General features: G+C 71.0%; 19 protein-coding genes. 8 read left to right on the top strand and 11 right to left on the bottom strand.

Going from position 1 to position 18,703, the window contains the following annotated elements; all coding sequences use genetic code 11:
- The coding region (locus E1288_RS08525; protein WP_235883423.1) for a DUF4153 domain-containing protein at positions 1-1,428 on the top strand (1,428 nt) is incomplete at its 5' end.
- A 35-nt stretch (positions 1,429-1,463) separates the two neighbouring features.
- On the opposite strand, the gene E1288_RS08520 is transcribed toward E1288_RS08525, so the two are convergent.
- From E1288_RS08520 to E1288_RS08500, 5 genes are all read right to left on the bottom strand, one after another.
- A complete protein-coding gene (locus tag E1288_RS08520; protein WP_132482996.1) occupies positions 1,464-1,667 on the bottom strand; it encodes a hypothetical protein in 204 nt (67 codons plus the stop codon).
- A gap of 39 nt (positions 1,668-1,706) precedes the next feature.
- Positions 1,707-3,641, bottom strand: a complete 1,935-nt coding sequence (dxs, locus tag E1288_RS08515) for a 1-deoxy-D-xylulose-5-phosphate synthase (RefSeq protein WP_132482994.1) — start codon at positions 3,639-3,641, stop codon at positions 1,707-1,709.
- 303 nt (positions 3,642-3,944) lie between these two features.
- Positions 3,945-5,084 carry a hypothetical protein gene (locus E1288_RS08510; RefSeq protein ID WP_132482992.1) on the bottom strand — a complete coding sequence of 380 codons (1,140 nt, stop codon included), beginning with the start codon at positions 5,082-5,084 and terminating at the stop codon, positions 3,945-3,947.
- A gap of 31 nt (positions 5,085-5,115) precedes the next feature.
- Positions 5,116-6,354: a class I SAM-dependent RNA methyltransferase gene (locus E1288_RS08505; RefSeq protein WP_132482990.1), complete on the bottom strand. Its 1,239-nt coding sequence runs from the start codon at positions 6,352-6,354 to the stop codon at positions 5,116-5,118.
- Positions 6,326-8,353, bottom strand: a complete 2,028-nt coding sequence (locus E1288_RS08500; RefSeq protein ID WP_132482988.1) for an APC family permease — start codon at positions 8,351-8,353, stop codon at positions 6,326-6,328. The genes E1288_RS08505 and E1288_RS08500 overlap by 29 nt, the downstream gene beginning before the upstream one ends.
- 237 nt (positions 8,354-8,590) lie before the next feature.
- On the opposite strand from E1288_RS08500, the gene E1288_RS08495 reads away from it, so the two are divergent.
- A complete protein-coding gene (locus tag E1288_RS08495; protein ID WP_132482986.1) occupies positions 8,591-9,256 on the top strand; it encodes a potassium channel family protein in 666 nt (221 codons plus the stop codon).
- Positions 9,256-9,927, top strand: coding sequence for a potassium channel family protein (locus E1288_RS08490; protein WP_132482984.1), 672 nt, complete (start codon positions 9,256-9,258; stop codon positions 9,925-9,927). The genes E1288_RS08495 and E1288_RS08490 overlap by 1 nt, the downstream gene beginning before the upstream one ends.
- Before the next feature lie 105 nt (positions 9,928-10,032).
- Here E1288_RS08490 and E1288_RS08485 read toward each other — a convergent pair whose 3' ends face one another.
- The 4 genes from E1288_RS08485 to dut form a co-directional block, all read right to left on the bottom strand.
- Complete coding sequence (locus tag E1288_RS08485; protein ID WP_132482982.1) at positions 10,033-10,773, bottom strand: DUF3159 domain-containing protein; 741 nt, start codon at positions 10,771-10,773, stop codon at positions 10,033-10,035.
- The gene (locus tag E1288_RS08480; protein ID WP_132482980.1) at positions 10,770-11,147 is read right to left on the bottom strand and encodes an OB-fold nucleic acid binding domain-containing protein; all 378 of its coding nucleotides are present in this window, start codon (positions 11,145-11,147) and stop codon (positions 10,770-10,772) included. The genes E1288_RS08485 and E1288_RS08480 overlap by 4 nt, the downstream gene beginning before the upstream one ends.
- A gap of 279 nt (positions 11,148-11,426) precedes the next feature.
- On the bottom strand, positions 11,427-12,050 hold the full coding sequence (locus tag E1288_RS08475; RefSeq protein ID WP_132482978.1) for a DUF3710 domain-containing protein: 624 nt from the start codon (positions 12,048-12,050) through the stop codon (positions 11,427-11,429).
- A gap of 4 nt (positions 12,051-12,054) precedes the next feature.
- Positions 12,055-12,546, bottom strand: a complete 492-nt coding sequence (gene dut, locus E1288_RS08470) for a dUTP diphosphatase (RefSeq protein ID WP_132482976.1) — start codon at positions 12,544-12,546, stop codon at positions 12,055-12,057.
- Positions 12,547-12,570: 24 nt separating this feature from the next.
- Here dut and E1288_RS08465 point away from each other — a divergent pair, with 24 nt between their 5' ends.
- The gene (locus E1288_RS08465) at positions 12,571-13,077 is read left to right on the top strand and encodes a DUF3093 domain-containing protein (protein WP_132482974.1); all 507 of its coding nucleotides are present in this window, start codon (positions 12,571-12,573) and stop codon (positions 13,075-13,077) included.
- A gap of 124 nt (positions 13,078-13,201) precedes the next feature.
- Here E1288_RS08465 and E1288_RS08460 read toward each other — a convergent pair whose 3' ends face one another.
- Positions 13,202-13,501: a DUF4193 domain-containing protein gene (locus E1288_RS08460; RefSeq protein ID WP_093265014.1), complete on the bottom strand. Its 300-nt coding sequence runs from the start codon at positions 13,499-13,501 to the stop codon at positions 13,202-13,204.
- A 470-nt stretch (positions 13,502-13,971) separates the two neighbouring features.
- On the opposite strand from E1288_RS08460, the gene cei reads away from it, so the two are divergent.
- On the top strand, positions 13,972-14,673 hold the full coding sequence (gene cei, locus E1288_RS08455) for an envelope integrity protein Cei (RefSeq protein ID WP_165968031.1): 702 nt from the start codon (positions 13,972-13,974) through the stop codon (positions 14,671-14,673).
- A gap of 64 nt (positions 14,674-14,737) precedes the next feature.
- Here cei and E1288_RS08450 read toward each other — a convergent pair whose 3' ends face one another.
- Entirely contained in the window at positions 14,738-15,568 is an 831-nt protein-coding gene (locus E1288_RS08450) for an inositol monophosphatase family protein (RefSeq protein WP_132483044.1), read from the bottom strand.
- Positions 15,569-15,632: 64 nt separating this feature from the next.
- On the opposite strand from E1288_RS08450, the gene ppgK reads away from it, so the two are divergent.
- From ppgK to E1288_RS08435, 3 genes are all read left to right on the top strand, one after another.
- Complete coding sequence (gene ppgK, locus E1288_RS08445) at positions 15,633-16,394, top strand: polyphosphate--glucose phosphotransferase (protein ID WP_132482970.1); 762 nt, start codon at positions 15,633-15,635, stop codon at positions 16,392-16,394.
- A gap of 251 nt (positions 16,395-16,645) precedes the next feature.
- Complete coding sequence (locus E1288_RS08440; RefSeq protein WP_132482968.1) at positions 16,646-18,028, top strand: RNA polymerase sigma factor; 1,383 nt, start codon at positions 16,646-16,648, stop codon at positions 18,026-18,028.
- A gap of 470 nt (positions 18,029-18,498) precedes the next feature.
- A complete protein-coding gene (locus E1288_RS08435; RefSeq protein ID WP_093265227.1) occupies positions 18,499-18,684 on the top strand; it encodes a DUF7455 domain-containing protein in 186 nt (61 codons plus the stop codon).
- Positions 18,685-18,703 lie beyond the last annotated feature (19 nt).

The raw sequence follows: 18,703 nt of genomic DNA, 5'->3' as shown, positions 1-18,703 counted from the left end.
GCCCCACCCCCTCCGCCATTCGCTCCACCGCCGCCGCTGTTCGACGCCTTCTGGCCGCGGCCGGCGGTCTCGGGCGCTCCCGCGGCGTTGCTCGCGGCGGTGATCGGCGGCGCCGCCGCGGCGATCTTCGTGCCGCTGGGCGGGCCCGGGATCGGCTGGCCGCTGCTCGGCCTGACCATCGCCGCCGGGATGTTCCTGGTGGGCCGCAAGGCGGAACGAAAAGTCCACATCGGACAGTTGTGCTGGGCGGTAGTGGCCTTGCTGCTGCTGTCGGTGTGCGCCTTCCGGTCGGCGGACTGGCTCACGGCGTGGTGCGTGCTGACCGCCGGGGTCGCCGGAGTGCTCGCGGTGACCGGCGGGCGAAGCGTTCGGGCGTTCGGGCTGGCCGCCATCGCGATCCCGGTAGCAGCCCTCCGAGCTTTGCCCTGGGCGGTGCGGGGCATGCGCGAACGCGGCGGCGGCTCGGTCGGCCTGCGGCTAGTGGCGTCGCTGGCGGTCACGGTTCTACTGCTGCTGATCTTCGGCGCGTTGTTCGCCGGCGCCGACGAGAACTTCGCAGCGCTGGCCTCGGCCGTGCTGCCGCGCCTCGACGGGGAATCCTTCTTCCGCTGGACGTTCGTGCTGGTCGTGTTCGGGGCGGCCACCCTGGGCGCCGGCTTCACCCTGCTCCGCCCACCGCAACCGGCGGAGACGACCCGCGAGGTCAAGACGCTGCGGCGGCTCGAATGGGCGCTGCCGATCGGCGTGCTGGTAGTGCTGTTCGCGGCGTTCATCGCGGTGCAGAGCACTCCGATGTTCGGCGGCGAGCAGCACGTTCAGCACACCGAGCAGCTGACCTATGCGGGCTACGCCCGCAGCGGCTTCTGGCAGCTGACGTTCGTCACGATCCTCACCCTGCCGATCATCGGCGCCGCCGCGCGCTGGGCGCCCAAGAGCACCCAATTCGATCGCAACCTGCTGCGCGGGCTGGGCGGTGCGCTCGCGGTCCTCACGCTGCTCATCGTGTTCTCCGCGCTGATCCGCATGTGGGCCTACCAGGACGCTTACGGCTACACAGTGATGCGCCTGCTGGTGATGTCCTGCGAGCTGTGGCTGGGCGTGGTGTACCTGCTGGTCATCGCAGCCGGCGCCCGGCTGCGGGCAGGCTGGCTGCCCGCCGCGGTGGTCGGCACGGCGATGGCGGCGCTGCTCGGGCTGGCGGCGCTCAACCCCGACGCGTTCATCGCCGAGCGCAACATCGCCCGCTTCGAGGCGACCGGCAAGCTCGACCAGGAGTACCTGGAGGGGCTGTCGGCGGACGCGCTTCCCGCGCTGCAGGGCCTGCCGGAGGAGGCCCGCGGGCCGATCGTCGCGGAGATCACCGAGGACCTGTTCGACGAGGGCTGGCGCTCCTGGAACCTCTCCGACCACCTGGCGCGTCAGCCCTGACGTGCCGCACGGGGCCGTGAGCCCTCCGGCCTGCCCTAGAGGCTGCTCGGGAACTTGTTCTGCGCGGCGTTTTCGCGCGAAAACGGCGTTCTCCACGCCTGCCGGGCGACGGTTTCGCGCGAAAACGCCACACCCACGTCACGGTCATGACCAATGACACCGTCGCCGCGCCAGCCGACGGTCGTGAGTGGCAATGGCCGCCTGAACGACAGGCCGCCTGAACGACCACTGCCACTCACGACCGCACGAGACCGGAAACGGCGTCGGTCGCCGACGTGTCAGCCGTTGGCGGCTTCCGGGCGGTCCGAGTCGGCCGCGACCCGCAGCGGGACGCGCCCGTCGCCGCGCTTGGCGACCCACTCCGTGATCCGGCGGGCGATGTCCTGCTCTGTGAGGCCGAGGTCGGCCAGCACCTCCTCGCGCGAGGAGTGCGTCAGGAAGCGGTTCGGCACCGCCAGGTCGCGCAGCGGCACGTCCAGCTCCGCGTCGCGCAGCGCCGCGGCCAGCGCCCAGCCGAACCCGCCGTGCCGACCGCAGTCCTCCAGGGTGACCACCAGCCGGTGCTGCGCGGCCATCTCGACGATCTGCTCCGGGACCGGCAGCACCCAGCGCGGGTCGACCACGGTCACCCCGATGCCCTGCGCGGCGAGCCGCTCCGCCGCGGCCACCGCCAGCTTGCCGAACGCGCCGACCGCGACCAGCAGCACGTCGTCAGCGCCGCCCGAGCGGCGCAGCACGTCGACGCCGCCGACCCGCTCCACGGCCGGGACCTCCTCGATCACCGAGCCCTTGGAGAACCGCATCACGGTCGGGCCGTCGTCGACGGCGACCGCCTCGCGCAGCTCCTCTCGCAGCGTCACGGCGTCGCGCGGCGCGGCGACCTGGATGCCCGGGATCAGGCCCAGGATCGACAGGTCCCACATTCCGTTGTGGCTGGCGCCGTCGTCACCGGTGATGCCGGAGCGGTCCAGCGTGACCGTGACCGGCTGCTTGTGCAGCGCCACGTCCATCAGCAGTTGGTCGAACGCCCGGTTCAGGAACGTCGAGTACACCGCGAACACCGGGTGCAGGCCGCCCATCGCCATCCCGGCCGCCGCGGTCATGCCGTGCTGCTCGGCGATGCCCACGTCGATGCAGCGGTCCGGGTACGCCTCGGCGAACTTCTTCAGCCCGGTCGGGCCGAGCATCGCCGCGGTGATGGCCACCACGTCCGGGCGCTCGGCGCCGATGCGCACCAGTTCCTCGGCGTAGACGTCCGTCCAGCTCGTCGGGGCCGGCTTGGTCGGCAGCCCGGTCTCCGGGTCGATGACCTTGACCTGGTGCATCTGCTCGGCCTGGTCGTTCTCGGCCGGCGCGAACCCGTTGCCCTTGCGGGTCACCGCGTGCACGATCACCGGGCCGCCGAAGGACTTGGCCATCTGCAGCGCGTGCTCCATCGCGCGCAGGTCGTGGCCGTCGACCGGGCCCAGGTACTTGATGCCGAGGTCGGAGAACATCACCTGCGGGCTGATCGCGTCCTTGATGCCGCTCTTGGCCGCGTGCAGCCCGGTGTAGAGCGAACGCCCGACGACCGGGAGGTTGCGCAGCGTGCGGCGGCCGCTCTCCAGCGCCTTCTCGTAGCTGGGGTTCAACCGCAGCGCGGCGAGGTGCTCGGCGAGGCCGCCGATTGTCGGCGCGTAGGACCGGCCGTTGTCGTTGACCACGATCACCACCGGACGCTCCTGGTCCGCGGCGATGTTGTTCAGCGCCTCCCAGCACATGCCGCCGGTGAGCGCGCCGTCGCCAACGATCGCCACGGCGTGCTGCGGCTTGTCGCCGAGCTGGAAGGAGCGGGCCAGGCCGTCGGCGTAGGACAGCGCAGTGGAAGCGTGGCTGTTCTCCACGAAGTCGTGGGCGCTCTCGGTGCGCGACGGGTAGCCGGAGAGGCCATCGCGCTTGCGCAGCTGGTCGAATCCGTCCTGCCGACCCGTGATGATCTTGTGCACGTACGCCTGGTGCCCGGTGTCGAACACGATGGCGTCCTGCGGTGAGTCGAAGACCCGGTGGACGGCCAGGGTCAGTTCCACCGCGCCCAGGTTCGGCCCCAGGTGCCCGCCCGTGCGGGACACCTTCTCGATCAGGAACCGCCTGATCTCCGAAGCCAGTTGCGCCAGCTCAGGGTGCGTCAGGCGCTTGACATCGGCCGGACTGTGCACGGACCCCAGCAGCGTCACCGTTCCACCTCACTCGTCGTGCCGGTCGGGTTCATTCGCATGCCGGGGCCGGGCTGGCTGCCTGGCTCCGCCGCGATGCATAGCGCGTCCCAGTCTACGGAGGGGGCTGCCGACGGCCCGGCGTGGTGCGCGGCACCGTGCGCAACCGCGCGGCTACCCGGAGCACCACCTGCGCATTCCGCCGCACCGCGGGGGTCAGCGGTGCCCCGCGGACCGCCCGATGCGGCCGGAGCGATCGCCCCGGCCACGCGCGAACGGTTTTCCGCCCTGCTCACCGGGCGGCGACCAGCGCTGTGGGGGTCATCACCGCAGGAACGGCCGCCACTCGGGCAGCGGGGCGTGATCCGGGCGGAGGTCTCCCCAGGGCGGGCTGCCGGGCGGCAGCTGGTGCAGTTCGGCCTGGTCGAGGCGGCGTCGCACCCGGAGCCAGTCGACTGCCAGGAACGCGCCCGCGCCCAGCACGACCACCGCGATGATCCACAGCGCCGGGTCGCCGATGCCCCGGCCGATCGCGGTGGTCAGCAGCATCGAGCCGAACACCGCCAGCACGCCGCCGAACAGGATCCGGAACCCCGGGTAGGCCTGCGCCCGGCTGCCGCCCCGCACCGTCGTGGTGCGAGCGGCGGCCCAGCCGCGCAGCCGGTGCCAGGCGGCGAGGTCCTGCGGGCCGGTGCGCAGCGGCCACGCCGCGGTGGCGCGCCGCCGGGCGATCGCGGCGACCAGTTGCGGATCGGCGACGTGGACCACCCACTGCTGCGGCCCGGCGACCAGTCGGAGCGCTGGGCCGCTGCGCAGGCGGATACCGGAGCCGCCCGGTAGCGGCCACCAGCCGCCCGATTCCCCGCTGATCTCCCCTGCCTGCGCGAAGGCCAGCTCGGCCAGGGGCAGCGCCTGCCGGACCCGTCCGGCACTGCCGGTCCGGTCGAGCACGATCCGGTCCCGGCCGATCAACAGCCGCCCGCTGCCGGGCGCGTCGAGCGGCACCGCGATCTCGACGTCCAGCTCCGCGAGATCCTCCGCGAGCCTGGCGAGCCGGCGGTGCGCCAGCACCGCCAGGGCGGGAGAGGCGATCACGGCGAGCAGCGAGACCAGACCGATCGGCGCGGCGAAGATGACGTTGACGATCGCCTGCGGCACGGCTGCCAGCAGCGCCCAGCCCAGCCAGCGGCGCGGTGTGCGGGAGTCGGCCAGCCACGCCGCCGCGGCGACCACGATCCAGCCCGCGGCCCACCCGGTGAAATAACCGGGCACAGTGGACGAACCGAGCAGCAGCAGGCCGGCCGGGACCAGCACGATTCCCAACGCCGCCAACAGGAACGCGGTCGTCCGACGCCTTGGCACGACGTCCGGCGCCGTCGTCCCCGGTGCCGGGACGGGCTGCACCGCGGTCCCGGAAGCGGGCGGGGCCGGGAGGACCTCCGGCACGTGTTCGCGTTGCGTCATCTCATGAATCCGTTCCCGGCCCGGACCCGGCTCAGCGCGAATCCGGCTCCAGCAGTGCGATGCATTCGATGTGGTGCGTCATCGGGAAGGCGTCGAAGGCCTCCAGCTCGGTCATCCGGTAGCCGCGCTCCGCGAACAGGCCGACGTCCCGCGCCAGCGCCGCAGGATCGCACGCGACGTGCACGATCCGCGCCGGGTGGCGCGCGGTCACCGACTCCACCACGTCCCGGCCCGCGCCCTTGCGCGGCGGGTCCAGCACGACGACGTCCGGCGCCTGCAGGCCCTCGTCGGTGGCCACCGCCTCCACCATGCCCGCCCGGAACGACACCTGCGGCAGGTCCCGCAGGTTCGCCACCGCGTCCTCCACCGCGCGCTTCGACGACTCGACCAGCACCACCGAACCCGCCGGGCCGACCTGCTCGGCGAGCACGGCCGCGAACAGGCCCACCCCGCCGTAGAGGTCCCACGCCACGCCACCCGCCGGCGCGGCCGCCAGCCGCCCGACGACCTCGGTGAAGACGTCCGGAGCGGCCTTGTGCACCTGCCAGAAACCCTGCACCGCGACGTCGAAGGACCGCCCGCCGGCGGATTCGCGGGCCACCCCGCTGCCCTGCACCTGCCGGGCGACGGCCCGCCCGTGCCGCCGCTGCGGCTTGTGATCCACGGCCGTGACGTGCACTTCACCGGTGGCATCGGCGGCCACCGTCAGCTCCGCGCCCGGACGCCACCGGCGGTTCGTGACCTCGTCCACCGCGCCCTCGACGGTGATCGGGCAGTCCTCCACCGGGATCACCCGGTGGCTGCGGTGCGCGCGGAACCCCGCCCGGCCCTTGCGGTCCACCGCCAGCCGCGCACGGCTGCGCCAGCGCAGCAGCCCGCCGGGCAGTTCCCGCACCCGGACCGGCCAGTCGAGCCCGGCGATCCGCTGCAGCTGCTCGGCGATCACCGCGGCCTTCAGCTCCCGCTGCGCCTCGCCGGAGGCGTGCTGCCAGTCGCAGCCGCCGCACCGGTCGCGGCCGAGCGCCATGTCCGCCATCGGGCACGGCGGGCTGACCCGCCCCGGCGCCGCCGTCAGCACCTCGACCGCGTCCGCGCGGCAGAAACCGCCGCCGGCGTCCTCCGTGACCTCCGCGACGACGACCTCGCCGGGCAACGCGTGGCGGACGAACACCACCCGGCCCTCGTGCCGGGCCACGCAGTGGCCGCCGTGCGCGACCGGCCCGATCTCGACCTCCAGCCGCCTACCTGTCCAGTCCGGCCTTTCGGTCACTGTTCACCTTCCCGTTCGTACCCAGCCCGCGCCGGGCCGCGCCCGGCATCGAGGTGAGCTGCTTCTGGCGGACCCGCGCGGACGACTCCAGCTGCCACGGCACGCTGGTGACCATCACGCCCGGCTGGAACAGCAGGCGGCTCTTCAGCCGCAGCGCGCTCTGGTTGTGCAGCAGCTGCTCCCACCAGTGGCCGACGACGTATTCGGGGATGAACACGGTGACCACGTCGCGGGGGCTGTCCCGCCGGATCCGCTTGACGTATTCGAGCACCGGCCGGGTGATCTCCCGGTACGGCGACTCCAGCACCTTCAACGGCACCGGGAGATTCTCCGCCTCCCACTGCTTCGTCAGCTCGCGGGTGTCCTCGTCGTCCACGTTGACGGTGACGCCTTCGAGCACGTCCGGCCGGGTGGCGCGGGCGTAGGCAATCGCGCGCATGGTCGGCAGGTGCAGCTTGGAGACCAGGATCAGCGCGTGGTTGCGCGACGGCAGCACCGCGTCCGCCTCCTGCTGCTTGAGCTCGTCCGCGACGCGGTCGTAGTGCCGGCGGATCGCGGTCATCAGCACGTAGATCGCGGCCATCGCGGCGATCGCGATCCAGGCGCCGTGGGTGAACTTGGTGATCAGCACGATCACCAGCACGCTCGCCGTCATGAACAGGCCGAAGGAGTTGATCGCCTGCGCGCGCCGCATCCGGCGCCGGGCCTGCGGATCGGTTTCCTTGCGCAGCAACCTGTTCCAGTGCCGGATCATGCCGCTCTGGCTGAGCACGAACGACACGAACACGCCGACGATGTAGAGCTGGATCAGCCGGGTCACCTCGGCCTCGAAGGCGAACACCAGGATGATCGCCCCGGCGGCCAGGAACAGGATGCCGTTGGAGAACGCCAGCCGGTCGCCGCGGGTGTGCAGCTGGCGCGGCAGGAACCGGTCCTGCGCCAGGATCGAACCCAGCACCGGGAAGCCGTTGAACGCGGTGTTGGCGGCCAGCACCAGGATCAGGCCGGTGAAGGCCACCAGGTACCAGACGCCTGGCGCGAAGCCCGTGAACACCGCTCCGGCGAGCTGGGCGACCAGCGTCTTCTGCTCGTAGCCGGGCGGCGCGCCGATCAGCTGGTGCGCCGGATCCTCTGCGACCACCGCGCCGGTCAGCTGGGCCAGCACGATCAGCCCCAGGAACATCGCGACGGCGAAGCCGCCCATCAGCGCCAGCGTGGTGGCCGCGTTGCGGGACTTCGGCTTGCGGAAGGCCGGTACCCCGTTGCTGATCGCCTCGACACCGGTCAGCGCCGCGCTACCGGAGGAGAACGCCCGCAACACCAGGAACACGAACGCCACGCCGGCCATCTGGGTCTCGTCGGGCAGGATCTGGAAGCTCGCGCTCTCGGCGCGCAGCTCGCGGCCGAGCACGAACGACTGGAAGAACCCCCAGGCGATCATGCCGAGCACGCCGATGAGGAAGGCGTAGACCGGGACCGCGAACAGCGATCCGGACTCCCGGACGCCGCGCAGGTTCATCGCGGTCAGCAGCGCGATCGCCCCGACCGCGAACAGCACCTTGTGCTCGGCCACGAACGGGATGACCGATCCGATGTTCGCTGCGGCCGAGGAGATCGACACCGCGACGGTGAGGATGTAGTCGACCAGCAGGGCGCTGGCCACCACCAGGCCGAACCGGCGACCGTGGTTGACGGTGGCGACCTCGTAGTCGCCGCCACCGGAGGGATAGGCACGCACGTTCTGCCGGTAGGAGGCGACCACCGTGATCATCACGAGCGCGACGACGATCCCGATCCACGGGCTCACCGCGAACGCCGACACACCGGCCGCCGAGAGCACCAGCAGGATCTCTTCAGGCGCGTACGCAACGCTGGACATCGCATCCGACGAGAAGATCGGCAGGGCGATGCGCTTGGGCAGCAGCGTGTGCGAAAGGCGGTCGCTGCGGAACGGCCGACCTACGATCAACCGTTTCGCCGCGGTTGCGAGCTTGGACACGGCACAGAGCGTAAGCGCAAAGGCGGGTCGACTGGCGACCCTGGCCGCTGGAATTGCTCTCAGGTCACATCCTGCGCGCCGCCCTGCCCCCGGGGGCGTCTCACCCGGTACGGTGCACCAGCCCGGAACCGATGGGCGCGAACCGGACCGGATCAGCGCCCGTGCCGGTACGGTCGGCAGACGATCGCGAGGTCGTGGCCGGCAACCCCACACCCCCCGCAGCGAGGAGACAAGGTCGTGCACGTGGTGATCATGGGCTGCGGCCGGGTCGGGGCCTCCCTGGCCACGGCCCTGCAACGGCTCGATCACACCGTTGCCGTGGTCGACAAGAACCCCCAGTCGTTCCACCGCCTGGGCAAGGACTTCCGCGGCCAGCAGGTGACCGGCAACGGCTTCGACCGGGACATCCTGGTCGAGGCGGGGATCGAACGGGCGGCCGCGTTCGCCGCGGTGTCCAACGGGGACAACTCCAACATCGTCTCGGCCAGGGTCGCCCGCGAGACCTTCGGCATCGAGCACGTCGTGGCACGCATCTACGACCCCAAGCGCGCCGAGGTCTACCAGCGGCTGGGGATCCCGACGGTGGCCACCGTGCCGTGGACGACCGACCGGTTCCTGCGCATGCTGCTGCCCGAGGGCGTCGCCACCGCGTGGCGCGAGCCCTCCGGCACCGTCGCGGTCCTGCAGCTGCCGCTGGACGACGGCTGGGTCGGCCACCGGGTCGCCGAGCTGGAATCCGCCACCGGCGCCCGGGTCGCGTTCATCATGCGGTTCGGCAACGGCGTGCTGCCGGACGCCAAGACCGTCATCCAGGCCGACGACACCGTCTACGTGGCGGCGCTGTCAGGCACCGTCACCGACGTCACGGCGGCGGCCCGCCGCATACCCGAGGAGAGCGAGTAATGCGCATCGCGATCGCGGGCGCCGGCGCGGTCGGCCAGTCCATCGCACGGGAGCTGCTCGAAGGCGACCACGAGGTCCTGCTGATCGAGCGGAGCATCCAGAACTACCACCCGAAGAACATCCCCGGCGCAGAGTGGATGCTCGCCGACGCCTGCGAGCTGGCGTCGCTGGAGGAAGCCGGGCTGGAGTCCTGCGACGTGGTCATCGCGGCCACCGGGGACGACAAGGTCAACCTGGTGGTGTCGCTGCTGTCGAAGACGGAGTTCGCGGTGCGCCGCGTGGTGGCCCGCGTCAACGACCCGCTCAACGAGTGGCTGTTCACCGAGGCCTGGGGCGTCGACGTCGCGGTGTCCACGCCGCGGATGCTGGCCGCGATGGTGGAGGAAGCGGTCAACGTCGGCGACCTGGTGCGGCTGATGACGCTGCGGCAGGGTCAGGCCAACCTGGTCGAGGTCACGCTGCCGGATTCCACGCCGCTGGCGGGCCGCCGGGTCCGCGACCTGAAGCTGCCGTCCGACGCGGCGCTGGTCACCATCCTGCGCGGCGGCCGGGTGATCGTGCCGCAGGCCGACGACCCGCTGGAAGCCGGCGACGAGATGCTGTTCGTGGCCATCGCGGACGTCGAGCAGCAGATCCGGGCGATCATCCACGACCGCCAACCCACCGACTGACGGGATTCCCGGCTCGACGGGCGCCGTTTTCGCGCGAAAGCGGCGCCTCGCAGGCGTGGCCAACGCCGTTTTCGCGCGAAAACGGCGGGAATCGAACCTGGCGGGTCAGCCCAGCGAGGGCTTGGAGTCGACGGCTCCGGGCTCCGGCAGGGCTTCGGCCTTCTCCTGCTCGGCGACCTTCGAAGCGCGGCGGATCGCCCACACCGTGACGATCAGCGCCAGGCCGGTCAGCGGGTAGCCCATCGCGATCCGCGCGAACGCCAGCCAGCCGGTCTGGTCGGAGTCGTACAGCCACTGCTGCACCACGTACTTCGCGGCGAACACCACGGTCCAGGCCAGCGTCGCCAGGTCGTAGCCGCGCAGCGCCCGGCGCTGCTTGCGCCAGGAGAAGCCCAACCCGTTCAGCGCCGACCAGGCCACGCCCACCAGCGGCCAGCGGGCCAGCACCGACACCAGGAACACGCCGCCGTAGATCAGGCTCGTCCAGATGCCCAGCAGGAAGAAGCCCTTGGCATCGCCCGAGCGGTAGGCGATGAACGAGCACACCGCCACCCCGAGCACGCCGGAGATGGCGGGCTGCAGCGGCTCCTTGCGCACCAGCCGGAAGATCGCGATCGCGATCGCGACACCGATCGCCGACCAGATCGCCGGCATCAGCGAGGTGAAGGAGCTGACCAGCACGAAGACCACGATCGGGACCGCGGAGTAGGCCAGCCCGCCGACGCCGCCCATCTGTTCGAGCAGGGTCTTCTCGGGATCGCCGGCCCGCTGCGCAGTCGGGTCCTGCTGGTTGTCGGCCGCGTCCTGGGCTGGTGTCCCGGCGGCGGATGCGTCGCGTTCGCTCATGCGGTGTTCTGCAACTCGTAGTAGGGGTTGTAAAGCACCTTGCGGCCGTCGCGGACCGCGATCCGGCCCCGGGCCTTGATGATCCGTCCGGGTTCGATGCCGGCGATCCGGCGGCGCCCGAGCCAGACCAGGGTCACGCCCTCGGTGCCGTCGTACAACTCGGCCTCCAGCGTCGGTGCCGACGCCTTCGGGCACAGGCCCACGCTGCGCACCCGGCCGAGCACCACGGCTTCCTGCCCGCACTGGCAGTCGCTGGCGCGCTGGGCTCCGCCCGCTTGGGACCGCTCCGAGAGGTCATCGGCGTCCAACTCGGCTACGTCGCTGGTCAAGCGGCGTACGAGGCGACGCCAGTAGCCGCCGTCGGTCTTGCTCATCTAGCGCTCCCGTGCGCTTCCGGGGCTCGGCTCGAAGCCCGTGCACCCCCAGCGTAGCCGTCCAGAACGGCGTAGTCGCGAGCCCGGCGGGATAACCGACTTGACCCGCCCGATCGGCTAAACCTTGATCAACACGGCCACGCTGGGTGTTCGGCTTCGCACTGGTTCTTTCCGGTGAAAAGCGAAAAATTCCCGCGCCCGAACCGATCCGGTCTCGGCTGCGGCGAAATCGCCTCGGGCGCCGTCCCGGTTCTCCGGCGGCGCCCGAGGCCGACTCCCCTAGCCCTGCTGGCCGTTGTTCTGGGCCTGCTGGATGTGGCGCAGGATCGCTTCCGGCAGCTGGATCGGCAGCGGCGTGCGCACCGGCAGCGGGTCATCGCCGCGGACCACGATGGTCTCGTCGAGGACCGCGTACAGCAGCTTCGCGCACTCCTCGGCGTGCTCCGCCGGCCCGGCCGCGACGCCGCGCAGCAGCCAGCGCGGCCCGTCGACCCCGACGAACCGCAGCGCCGCGTTCGGCGAGTCCGCCACCAGCTCGGAGCCCCAGTCACCCTCTTCGGCGTACACCCGGGCGCCGTCCTTGCGCAGCTGCTCGGCGAGCTCGGCGCTGACCTCGGTCCACAGCCCGCTGCTGCGCGGCGCCGCGAACGCGCTGACGGTCAGCCGGCCGACCGGTGTGACCAGGTGCACGGCGCGCACCGGCCCGGCCGGGTCGACCTCGACCTGCAACTGGCCGCCCTCGGGCACCGGCACCCGCACCGAACCGAGGTCGAGCCGCTCAACCTCGTCGTCGGGCGCCTCGTTCGAGTCGAACGGGCCGCCCTCCACGACTTCCGCTTCCTCGGCGTTCAGCGCCTCGTCCGCGGCCTCACGTTCGCCTCGTTTCCGGCCCCACCCGAACATCCCCTCAGACCTCCGTCCTGTGACCGGCCTCGGCCCCCGAGACCGCCAGCACCTCGTGCCCGCCGGTGGACCCGTAGCCCCCGGCACCCCGCTGCGACGCCGGCAGCTCGTCGACCTCCTCGAACACCGCGTGCTCGACCTTCTGCACCACGAGCTGGGCGATCCGGTCGCCGCGCCGCAGCGACAGCGGTTGTGCACGATCATGATTGATCAGGCAGACCTTGACCTCACCGCGGTACCCGGAATCCACCGTGCCGGGCGCGTTGACGACGCTCAACCCCGCCTTGGCCGCCAGGCCCGAGCGCGGGTGCACGAAGCCCGCATAGCCCTCCGGCAGGGCCAGCGCGATCCCCGTGCCCACCACGACGCGTTCGCCGGGTTCGAGCACCACGTCGCTGGTGGTCACCAGATCCGCGCCGGCGTCGCCTGGTTTCGCGTACGCGGGCAGCGGCACATCGGGGTCAAGTCGGGTCAGCAGGACCTTCACGTTCGACACGGGCGGCGAGACTACCCTGAAGACGTGTCGGAAAGCGTAGAAGCGGCCAGCATCGCCGGGGACATGCCCGGTCAGGCGAACTCGAAGGGGCGTCCCGTGTTCCGCGAGCGGTTGTACACGTCCTGGTGGGCGTGGCCGCTGCCGGTCATCGGAGCCGCGATCATGGCCGCCACGGTGCACATGGGCTACCCGGGCGTGCGCGCATGGCTGCCTTACGCCGTGCTCATCCCGCTGGCCATCGCGATCCCGCTCTGGCTGGGTCGCACCAAGATCGAGGTCGTCGACGGCGAGCTCTGGGTGGGCGACGCGCACCTGCCGCTGCGGTTCGTCGAGGACGCGGAGGCCATCACCCCCGCCGAGCAGCGGCGGGCGCTCGGCCCGGACCTGGACCCGGCGGCGTTCATGGTGCACCGGTCGTCGATCCGAACCTCGGTGCGGATCTGGCTGAACGACCCGGACGACCCCACGCCGTACTGGGTGATCAGCACGCGCCGCCCCGAACGGCTCATCGCCGCCCTGAAGAATTCCTGATCCCCGGCTCCCCGGCCGGAGGGCAGGTCCGACCGGCCGGCGGGGAGCCGTGAAAGACACTGGGCACACGCCGTCAGCGTGTGCCCAGCCACTTCCCGGTCTCGTCGACTCCTGGCCGCCTGGATCAGGCGGCGCAGTCGCGGCAGACGAACTGGCCGTTGCGGGTTTCGGCCAGCCGGCTGCGGTGGTGGACGAGGAAGCAGCTCGAGCAGGTGAACTCGTCAGCCTGCTTCGGGAGCACCTTGACGGTCATCTCCTCGCCGGACAGGTCTGCGCCCGGCAATTCGAAGTTCTCCGCGATCGCCCCTTCGTCCTCGTCGACGACGCCGGATTGCGCATCGTTGCGTCGCGCCTTCAGCTCCTCCAACGAGTCCTCTGCCAAGTCTTCGGACTCGCGGCGCGGAGCGTCGTAGTCGGTCGCCATCGTGATTCACCCCTGCGTTAGTGGAGACTGCAATGGTGTGCCGCTGGTAAACGTTCCAGGACCAGGATTTGTGCCCGTTGGCGCAGTGATCGTGGTCTCGCCCTGCAACGCGTTCAGTTCCCCCGTAATGAGCGACTCGCCTCATCCGGCACTCCGTGAGGCGCCGAGAGGGTAGCTCATGCCGAGTCCGCGCACGCATCAGGTCACCCATAGGTGTGGTGTTCGCTGCATCCGCCGACCGCCGAAGATCAATCCCCGGATGCCGCCCGGTCGCCTTCTTCGGTTGCCCGGCACCTCGCCTCGCGAAGCGGTGCCCAGGAAGTTCGCCGCTCGGCATCGATTCAGCGGCCCGTCGCGGACGGCTCCGACATGGTGGGGGCGTCCAGCGCCGCGCGGCGCCGGTTGTACGCCTAGGCTGATCTAGTGAAGACGGGCGCACGCTGGTCGAAGCATCCAGGGAGGGGCGGGACGTGTCAGCCGTGAGTGCAAGGTCGGGTCGACGAGCCCGGTACCGACGGCGTCGGCCGGTGCCAGCCCTGGTGGTGCTGGTCGCGCTCGTGCTGCTGTCGGGCCTGCTGTGGACCCGGGTCTTCGACTCGGTGCAGGACATCGAGGCGGCGACGACCTGCAATCCACCCAGCACGCCGACGGCCGCGCCGCAGGGCGGCGCCGCGCCGGAGCCGGTTCCGCTGGGGTCGATGCTGCCGCGCAACGCGCTCGACTCGACCAACCCGATACCGCAGCAGGACGTGCAGGTGCGGGTGCTCAACGGCAACGGCGAGGCCCGGCAGGCGTCGCTGGTCAGCGACGAGCTCGCCAGCCTCGGCTTCGCCAAGGGCGGCGCGGACAACGACCCGGTCTACGTCAACTACGACCTGAAGTGCCACGGCCAGATCCGCTTCGGCGGCGCCGGGGTGAGCGCGGCGCGCACGCTGAGCCTGATCGCGCCGTGCGCCCAGCTGGTGCGCGACGAACGCCAGGACGCCTCCGTCGACCTCGCGTTGGGGTCGGACTTCAAGGACATCAAGACCACCTCGGAGGCCAAGCAGGTGCTCCAGGAGCTGGAGAACTGGGTGCCCCAGCGGGACCACCAGGACGGCGGCCACCAAGAGGTGACCCCGCCGCAGATCAGCAACGATCTCCTCAACAAGGCCCGCGAAGTGCACTGCTGACGACGCCCGAAGGGCGCCTGCCACCGCACCGGTCGCAGGCGCCCTTCGCGTCTCAGGGCCGCTCTCAGACGCGGCCGGCGTCCGCGCGGAGCAGCGCTTCGGTCAGCTCACCGGCGATGCCCGGTGCGGCGCAGACGATCATCCCGTCGCCCAGCCCGTCCGCCGACCCCTGCTGGGGCAGCCGCAGCCGGGCACCGGCCTCGGCGGCGACGAGCGCGCCCGCCGCCCAGTCCCACCGGTTGAGCCCGACCTCGAACATGCCGTCCAGCCAGCCCGCGCCGACCGCGCACAGGTCCAGCGATGCCACCCCGGCCCGTCGGATGTCGCGCACCTGGCCCAGCAGCCGACCGAGCACCTCGGCCTGCGCCGTGCGGCGCTCCACCGCGTAGGCGAATCCGGTGCCGATCAGCGACAGGTCGAGCCGGTCGGCGGACGAGGCCCGGAGCCGGCGGCCATCCAGGAACGCGCCGTGCCCGGCCGCGGCGCTCCACACCCGGCCGGACGCGGGCTCCACCACCGCGCCCGCCACCGAAACCCCGTCGAGCTGCGCGGCCAGCGACACCGAGTACCAGGGGAAGCCGTACAGGTAGTTGACCGTGCCGTCGATCGGGTCCACGACCCAGCGCAGCCCGTCCAGCGCGCCTTCGCCGCCTTCCTCCTCCCCCAGCACCGATTCGCCGGGGCGCAACTCCGCCAGCCGTTCCCGCACGAGCCGCTCCACCGCGCGATCACCTGCGGTGACGACATCCGTCTCGGTACTCTTCGTGTCTACCGCACCATCGGTGACTGCTTCGTCACGCACCGTGCGCGCCAGTTCCGCGGCTTCGCGGGCGATCCGCACCGCTACCTGGCACAAGGCTTTCGCGTCTACTTCTGCTGCCAATCCCACGTACACATCGCAACACAACCCGGTTAAGGTCTGCACACCTTCATCTGAATCGAATAGGAAGGATTCAGCCATGGCGACTGCCCGCGGTTTCGGCGTGGATATCGGCGGGTCCGGCATCAAGGGATGTCCGGTCGACATCGACGGTGGTGTGCTGGCCGAGGAGCGGATGCGGATCCCCACCCCGCAGCCCTCGACCCCGTCCGCCGTGGCGGACGCCGTGGCGGAGATCGTCGAGAAGTTCGCCTGGACCGGTCCGGTAGGCATCACCCTGCCCTGCGTGATCAAGGACGGCACCGCGCTCACCGCGGCGAACGTCGACAAGGGCTGGATCGGTACCGACGCCCAGGAGCTGTTCGCTGAGCGGCTCGGCCGCACCCGGGACGACGTGCTGGTGCTCAACGACGCGGACGCGGCCGGCACCGCCGAGATGCGCTCCGGGGCGGGCGCCGGGCACCGCGGCCTGGTGGTGGTGCTGACCTTCGGCACCGGCATCGGCAGCGCGATGTTCATCGACGGAAAGCTGGTGCCCAACACCGAGTTCGGGCACATCGAGGTGGACGGCCACGACGCGGAGACGCAGGCCGCGGCATCCGTCAAGGACGACCTGGAGCTGACCTACGAGGAGTGGGCGCCGCGGGTCAGCAACTACATCCAGGGGCTGGAGAAGTTCCTCTGGCCCGACCTGATCATCGCCGGTGGCGGGGTCAGCAAGAAGGGGCACAAGTGGATTCCGCGGCTGGAGACGCGCACGCCGGTCGTCGCCGCGGCGCTCCGCAACGACGCGGGCATCGTCGGTGCCGCGACGGCGGCCGCGACCAGGCACGACGCCTGATCTTCCGGCCTCCTAGCACATCGCGGGACGCGCGGACTCCGCCTTGCAGCGGAACCGCACCCCCGCATCGCGGCTACAATGGAACACGGCCCACTTGATTCGAAGTCCTCGTCGAGGAAACACCGAGGCAGGCACCGGGTGATTCCTCATCAGCCGCAGGGCTGGATCCAGTGGGTTTGTTCCCCGACCTTCGGCGGCCGAGGTTTCGCGCCCTCCGGCCTGCCCTGATCGACCGTCGCGAAAGGGCGTACGTGGCAGCCGCAGAAACAGCAACCCGACGCTCCGCTGCAACAACCGGCGGTGCCCAGTCCCAGTCGGGCCAGTCCCAGGCCACCCCAGGTTCGGAGGCGGCTGCTTCGTCTGACACCGAGCAGACGAAGTCCACCGCCGCGCGCAAGAGCTCGACGGGGGCGAAGCCGACGGCCCGCAAGACCGCCGCCGCGAAGTCGGCGGGGGCCAAGAAGGGCGCCAAGGCCCCGGCGAAGAAGTCGACGAAGTCGGCCTCCGCCAAGGGCAGCGGCGAGGGCATGGAGATCGACGAACCGATCGAGACCGACCTGACGTCCCCGGACGTCGGCGACCTCGCCGACGTCGAGGTGGAAATCCCGGAAGAGCCCGTTCCGGAGGAGGAGACCAAGGAGTCCGGCGACTTCGTCTGGGACGAAGAGGAATCCGAGGCGCTCCGGCAGGCTCGCAAGGACGCCGAGCTGACGGCCTCCGCCGACTCGGTCCGCGCCTACTTGAAGCAGATCGGCAAGGTCGCGCTGCTCAACGCCGAGGAAGAGGTCGAGCTCGCCAAGCGCATCGAGGCCGGGCTCTACGGCGCGGAGCGGCTGCGGCAGGTCGAGGAGGCCGGCGAGCAGCTGACCACCCAGATGCGCCGCGACCTGCGCTGGATCGTGCGCGACGGTGAGCGGGCGAAGAACCACCTGCTGGAGGCGAACCTCCGCCTCGTGGTCAGCTTGGCCAAGCGCTACACCGGCCGCGGCATGGCGTTCCTGGACCTCATCCAGGAGGGCAACCTCGGCCTGATCCGCGCGGTGGAGAAGTTCGACTACACCAAGGGTTACAAGTTCTCCACCTACGCGACCTGGTGGATCCGGCAGGCCATCACCCGCGCCATGGCCGACCAGGCCCGCACCATCCGCATCCCGGTGCACATGGTCGAGGTCATCAACAAGCTCGGCCGCATCCAGCGCGAGCTGCTGCAGGACCTGGGCCGCGAGCCCACGCCCGAAGAGCTCGCCAAGGAAATGGACATCACCCCGGAGAAGGTGCTGGAGATCCAGCAGTACGCCCGGGAACCCATCTCCCTGGACCAGACGATCGGCGACGAGGGCGACAGCCAGCTCGGCGACTTCATCGAGGACTCCGAGGCGGTCGTCGCGGTCGACGCGGTGTCCTTCACGCTGCTGCAGGACCAGCTGCAGTCGGTGCTGGCGACGCTGTCCGAGCGTGAGGCCGGCGTGGTCCGGCTGCGGTTCGGGCTCACCGACGGCCAGCCGCGGACGCTGGACGAGATCGGCCAGGTCTACGGGGTGACCCGGGAGCGGATCCGGCAGATCGAGTCCAAGACGATGTCGAAGCTGCGCCACCCGTCCCGGTCCCAGGTGCTCCGCGACTACCTGGACTGACGAACACGGCACCGAAGAGGGCCGCCGACCGATCCGGTCGGCGGCCCTCTTCGCGTCCGCGGCGGCGCTTTCGGGCCGGAAAACGCCGAAAATCGGTCCGCCTGGTGGGATTTCCTGTTCGCTTCCAGCGGAAATGACGGGCCCGCAACAGCGCCCGATCTGTGATCTGAAACACCGAATGTCCGATTGTCGATCGATTCCGCTTTCGTGCCACCCGGGCTCACCAGGGCTTATTTTCCCATGTCACAAGGCTTTTCACGGTGTTGATCACGCTCCGCACCCGGCGCTGCTGCAACCGGGTGCTTCATCGTGACGACCGTCGCCACCCGGCGCGGGAACACTGACTCGGGCCCAAGCGTCTGGAAGAGTGGAGCCAACGAGCACCGCTCCCGCAGCCAGTGGGCCAACGGTGGTCGTAGCAGGATCGAGGGCGTCGGGTGATTCCGACGCCGGGACGGAGGGAGATCACGATGCCGGGAACGCTCACCCGCCCCGAGCTGACCGCCGCCGACCGCTGCGACCGCTGCGGGGCCGCTGCGAAGCTTCGCGCCGTACTGCCATCCGGTAGCGAGCTTCTGTTCTGCGGGCACCACGCCCGTGCGTACGAGGCGGGGCTGCGCGACGCGCAGGCCGACCTCCAGCAGGACGAGCAGTAAACACCCGTCAGACCGAGAA

Origin of the sequence: Saccharopolyspora elongata (genome assembly GCF_004348985.1) — a bacterium.
GTDB lineage: Bacteria > Actinomycetota > Actinomycetes > Mycobacteriales > Pseudonocardiaceae > Saccharopolyspora > Saccharopolyspora elongata.
This window is presented reverse-complemented; position numbering and strand designations above follow the sequence as displayed.

Coding starts and splice junctions, on each gene's coding strand:
- E1288_RS08510 (WP_132482992.1), bottom strand. CDS start 5,084: ATGACGCAACGCGAACACGTGCCGGAGGTCCTCCCGGCCCCGCCCGCT.
- E1288_RS08490 (WP_132482984.1), top strand. CDS start 9,256: ATGCGCATCGCGATCGCGGGCGCCGGCGCGGTCGGCCAGTCCATCGCA.
- E1288_RS08485 (WP_132482982.1), bottom strand. CDS start 10,773: ATGAGCGAACGCGACGCATCCGCCGCCGGGACACCAGCCCAGGACGCG.
- E1288_RS08480 (WP_132482980.1), bottom strand. CDS start 11,147: ATGAGCAAGACCGACGGCGGCTACTGGCGTCGCCTCGTACGCCGCTTG.
- E1288_RS08475 (WP_132482978.1), bottom strand. CDS start 12,050: ATGTTCGGGTGGGGCCGGAAACGAGGCGAACGTGAGGCCGCGGACGAG.
- E1288_RS08460 (WP_093265014.1), bottom strand. CDS start 13,501: ATGGCGACCGACTACGACGCTCCGCGCCGCGAGTCCGAAGACTTGGCA.
- ppgK (WP_132482970.1), top strand. CDS start 15,633: ATGGCGACTGCCCGCGGTTTCGGCGTGGATATCGGCGGGTCCGGCATC.
- E1288_RS08435 (WP_093265227.1), top strand. CDS start 18,499: ATGCCGGGAACGCTCACCCGCCCCGAGCTGACCGCCGCCGACCGCTGC.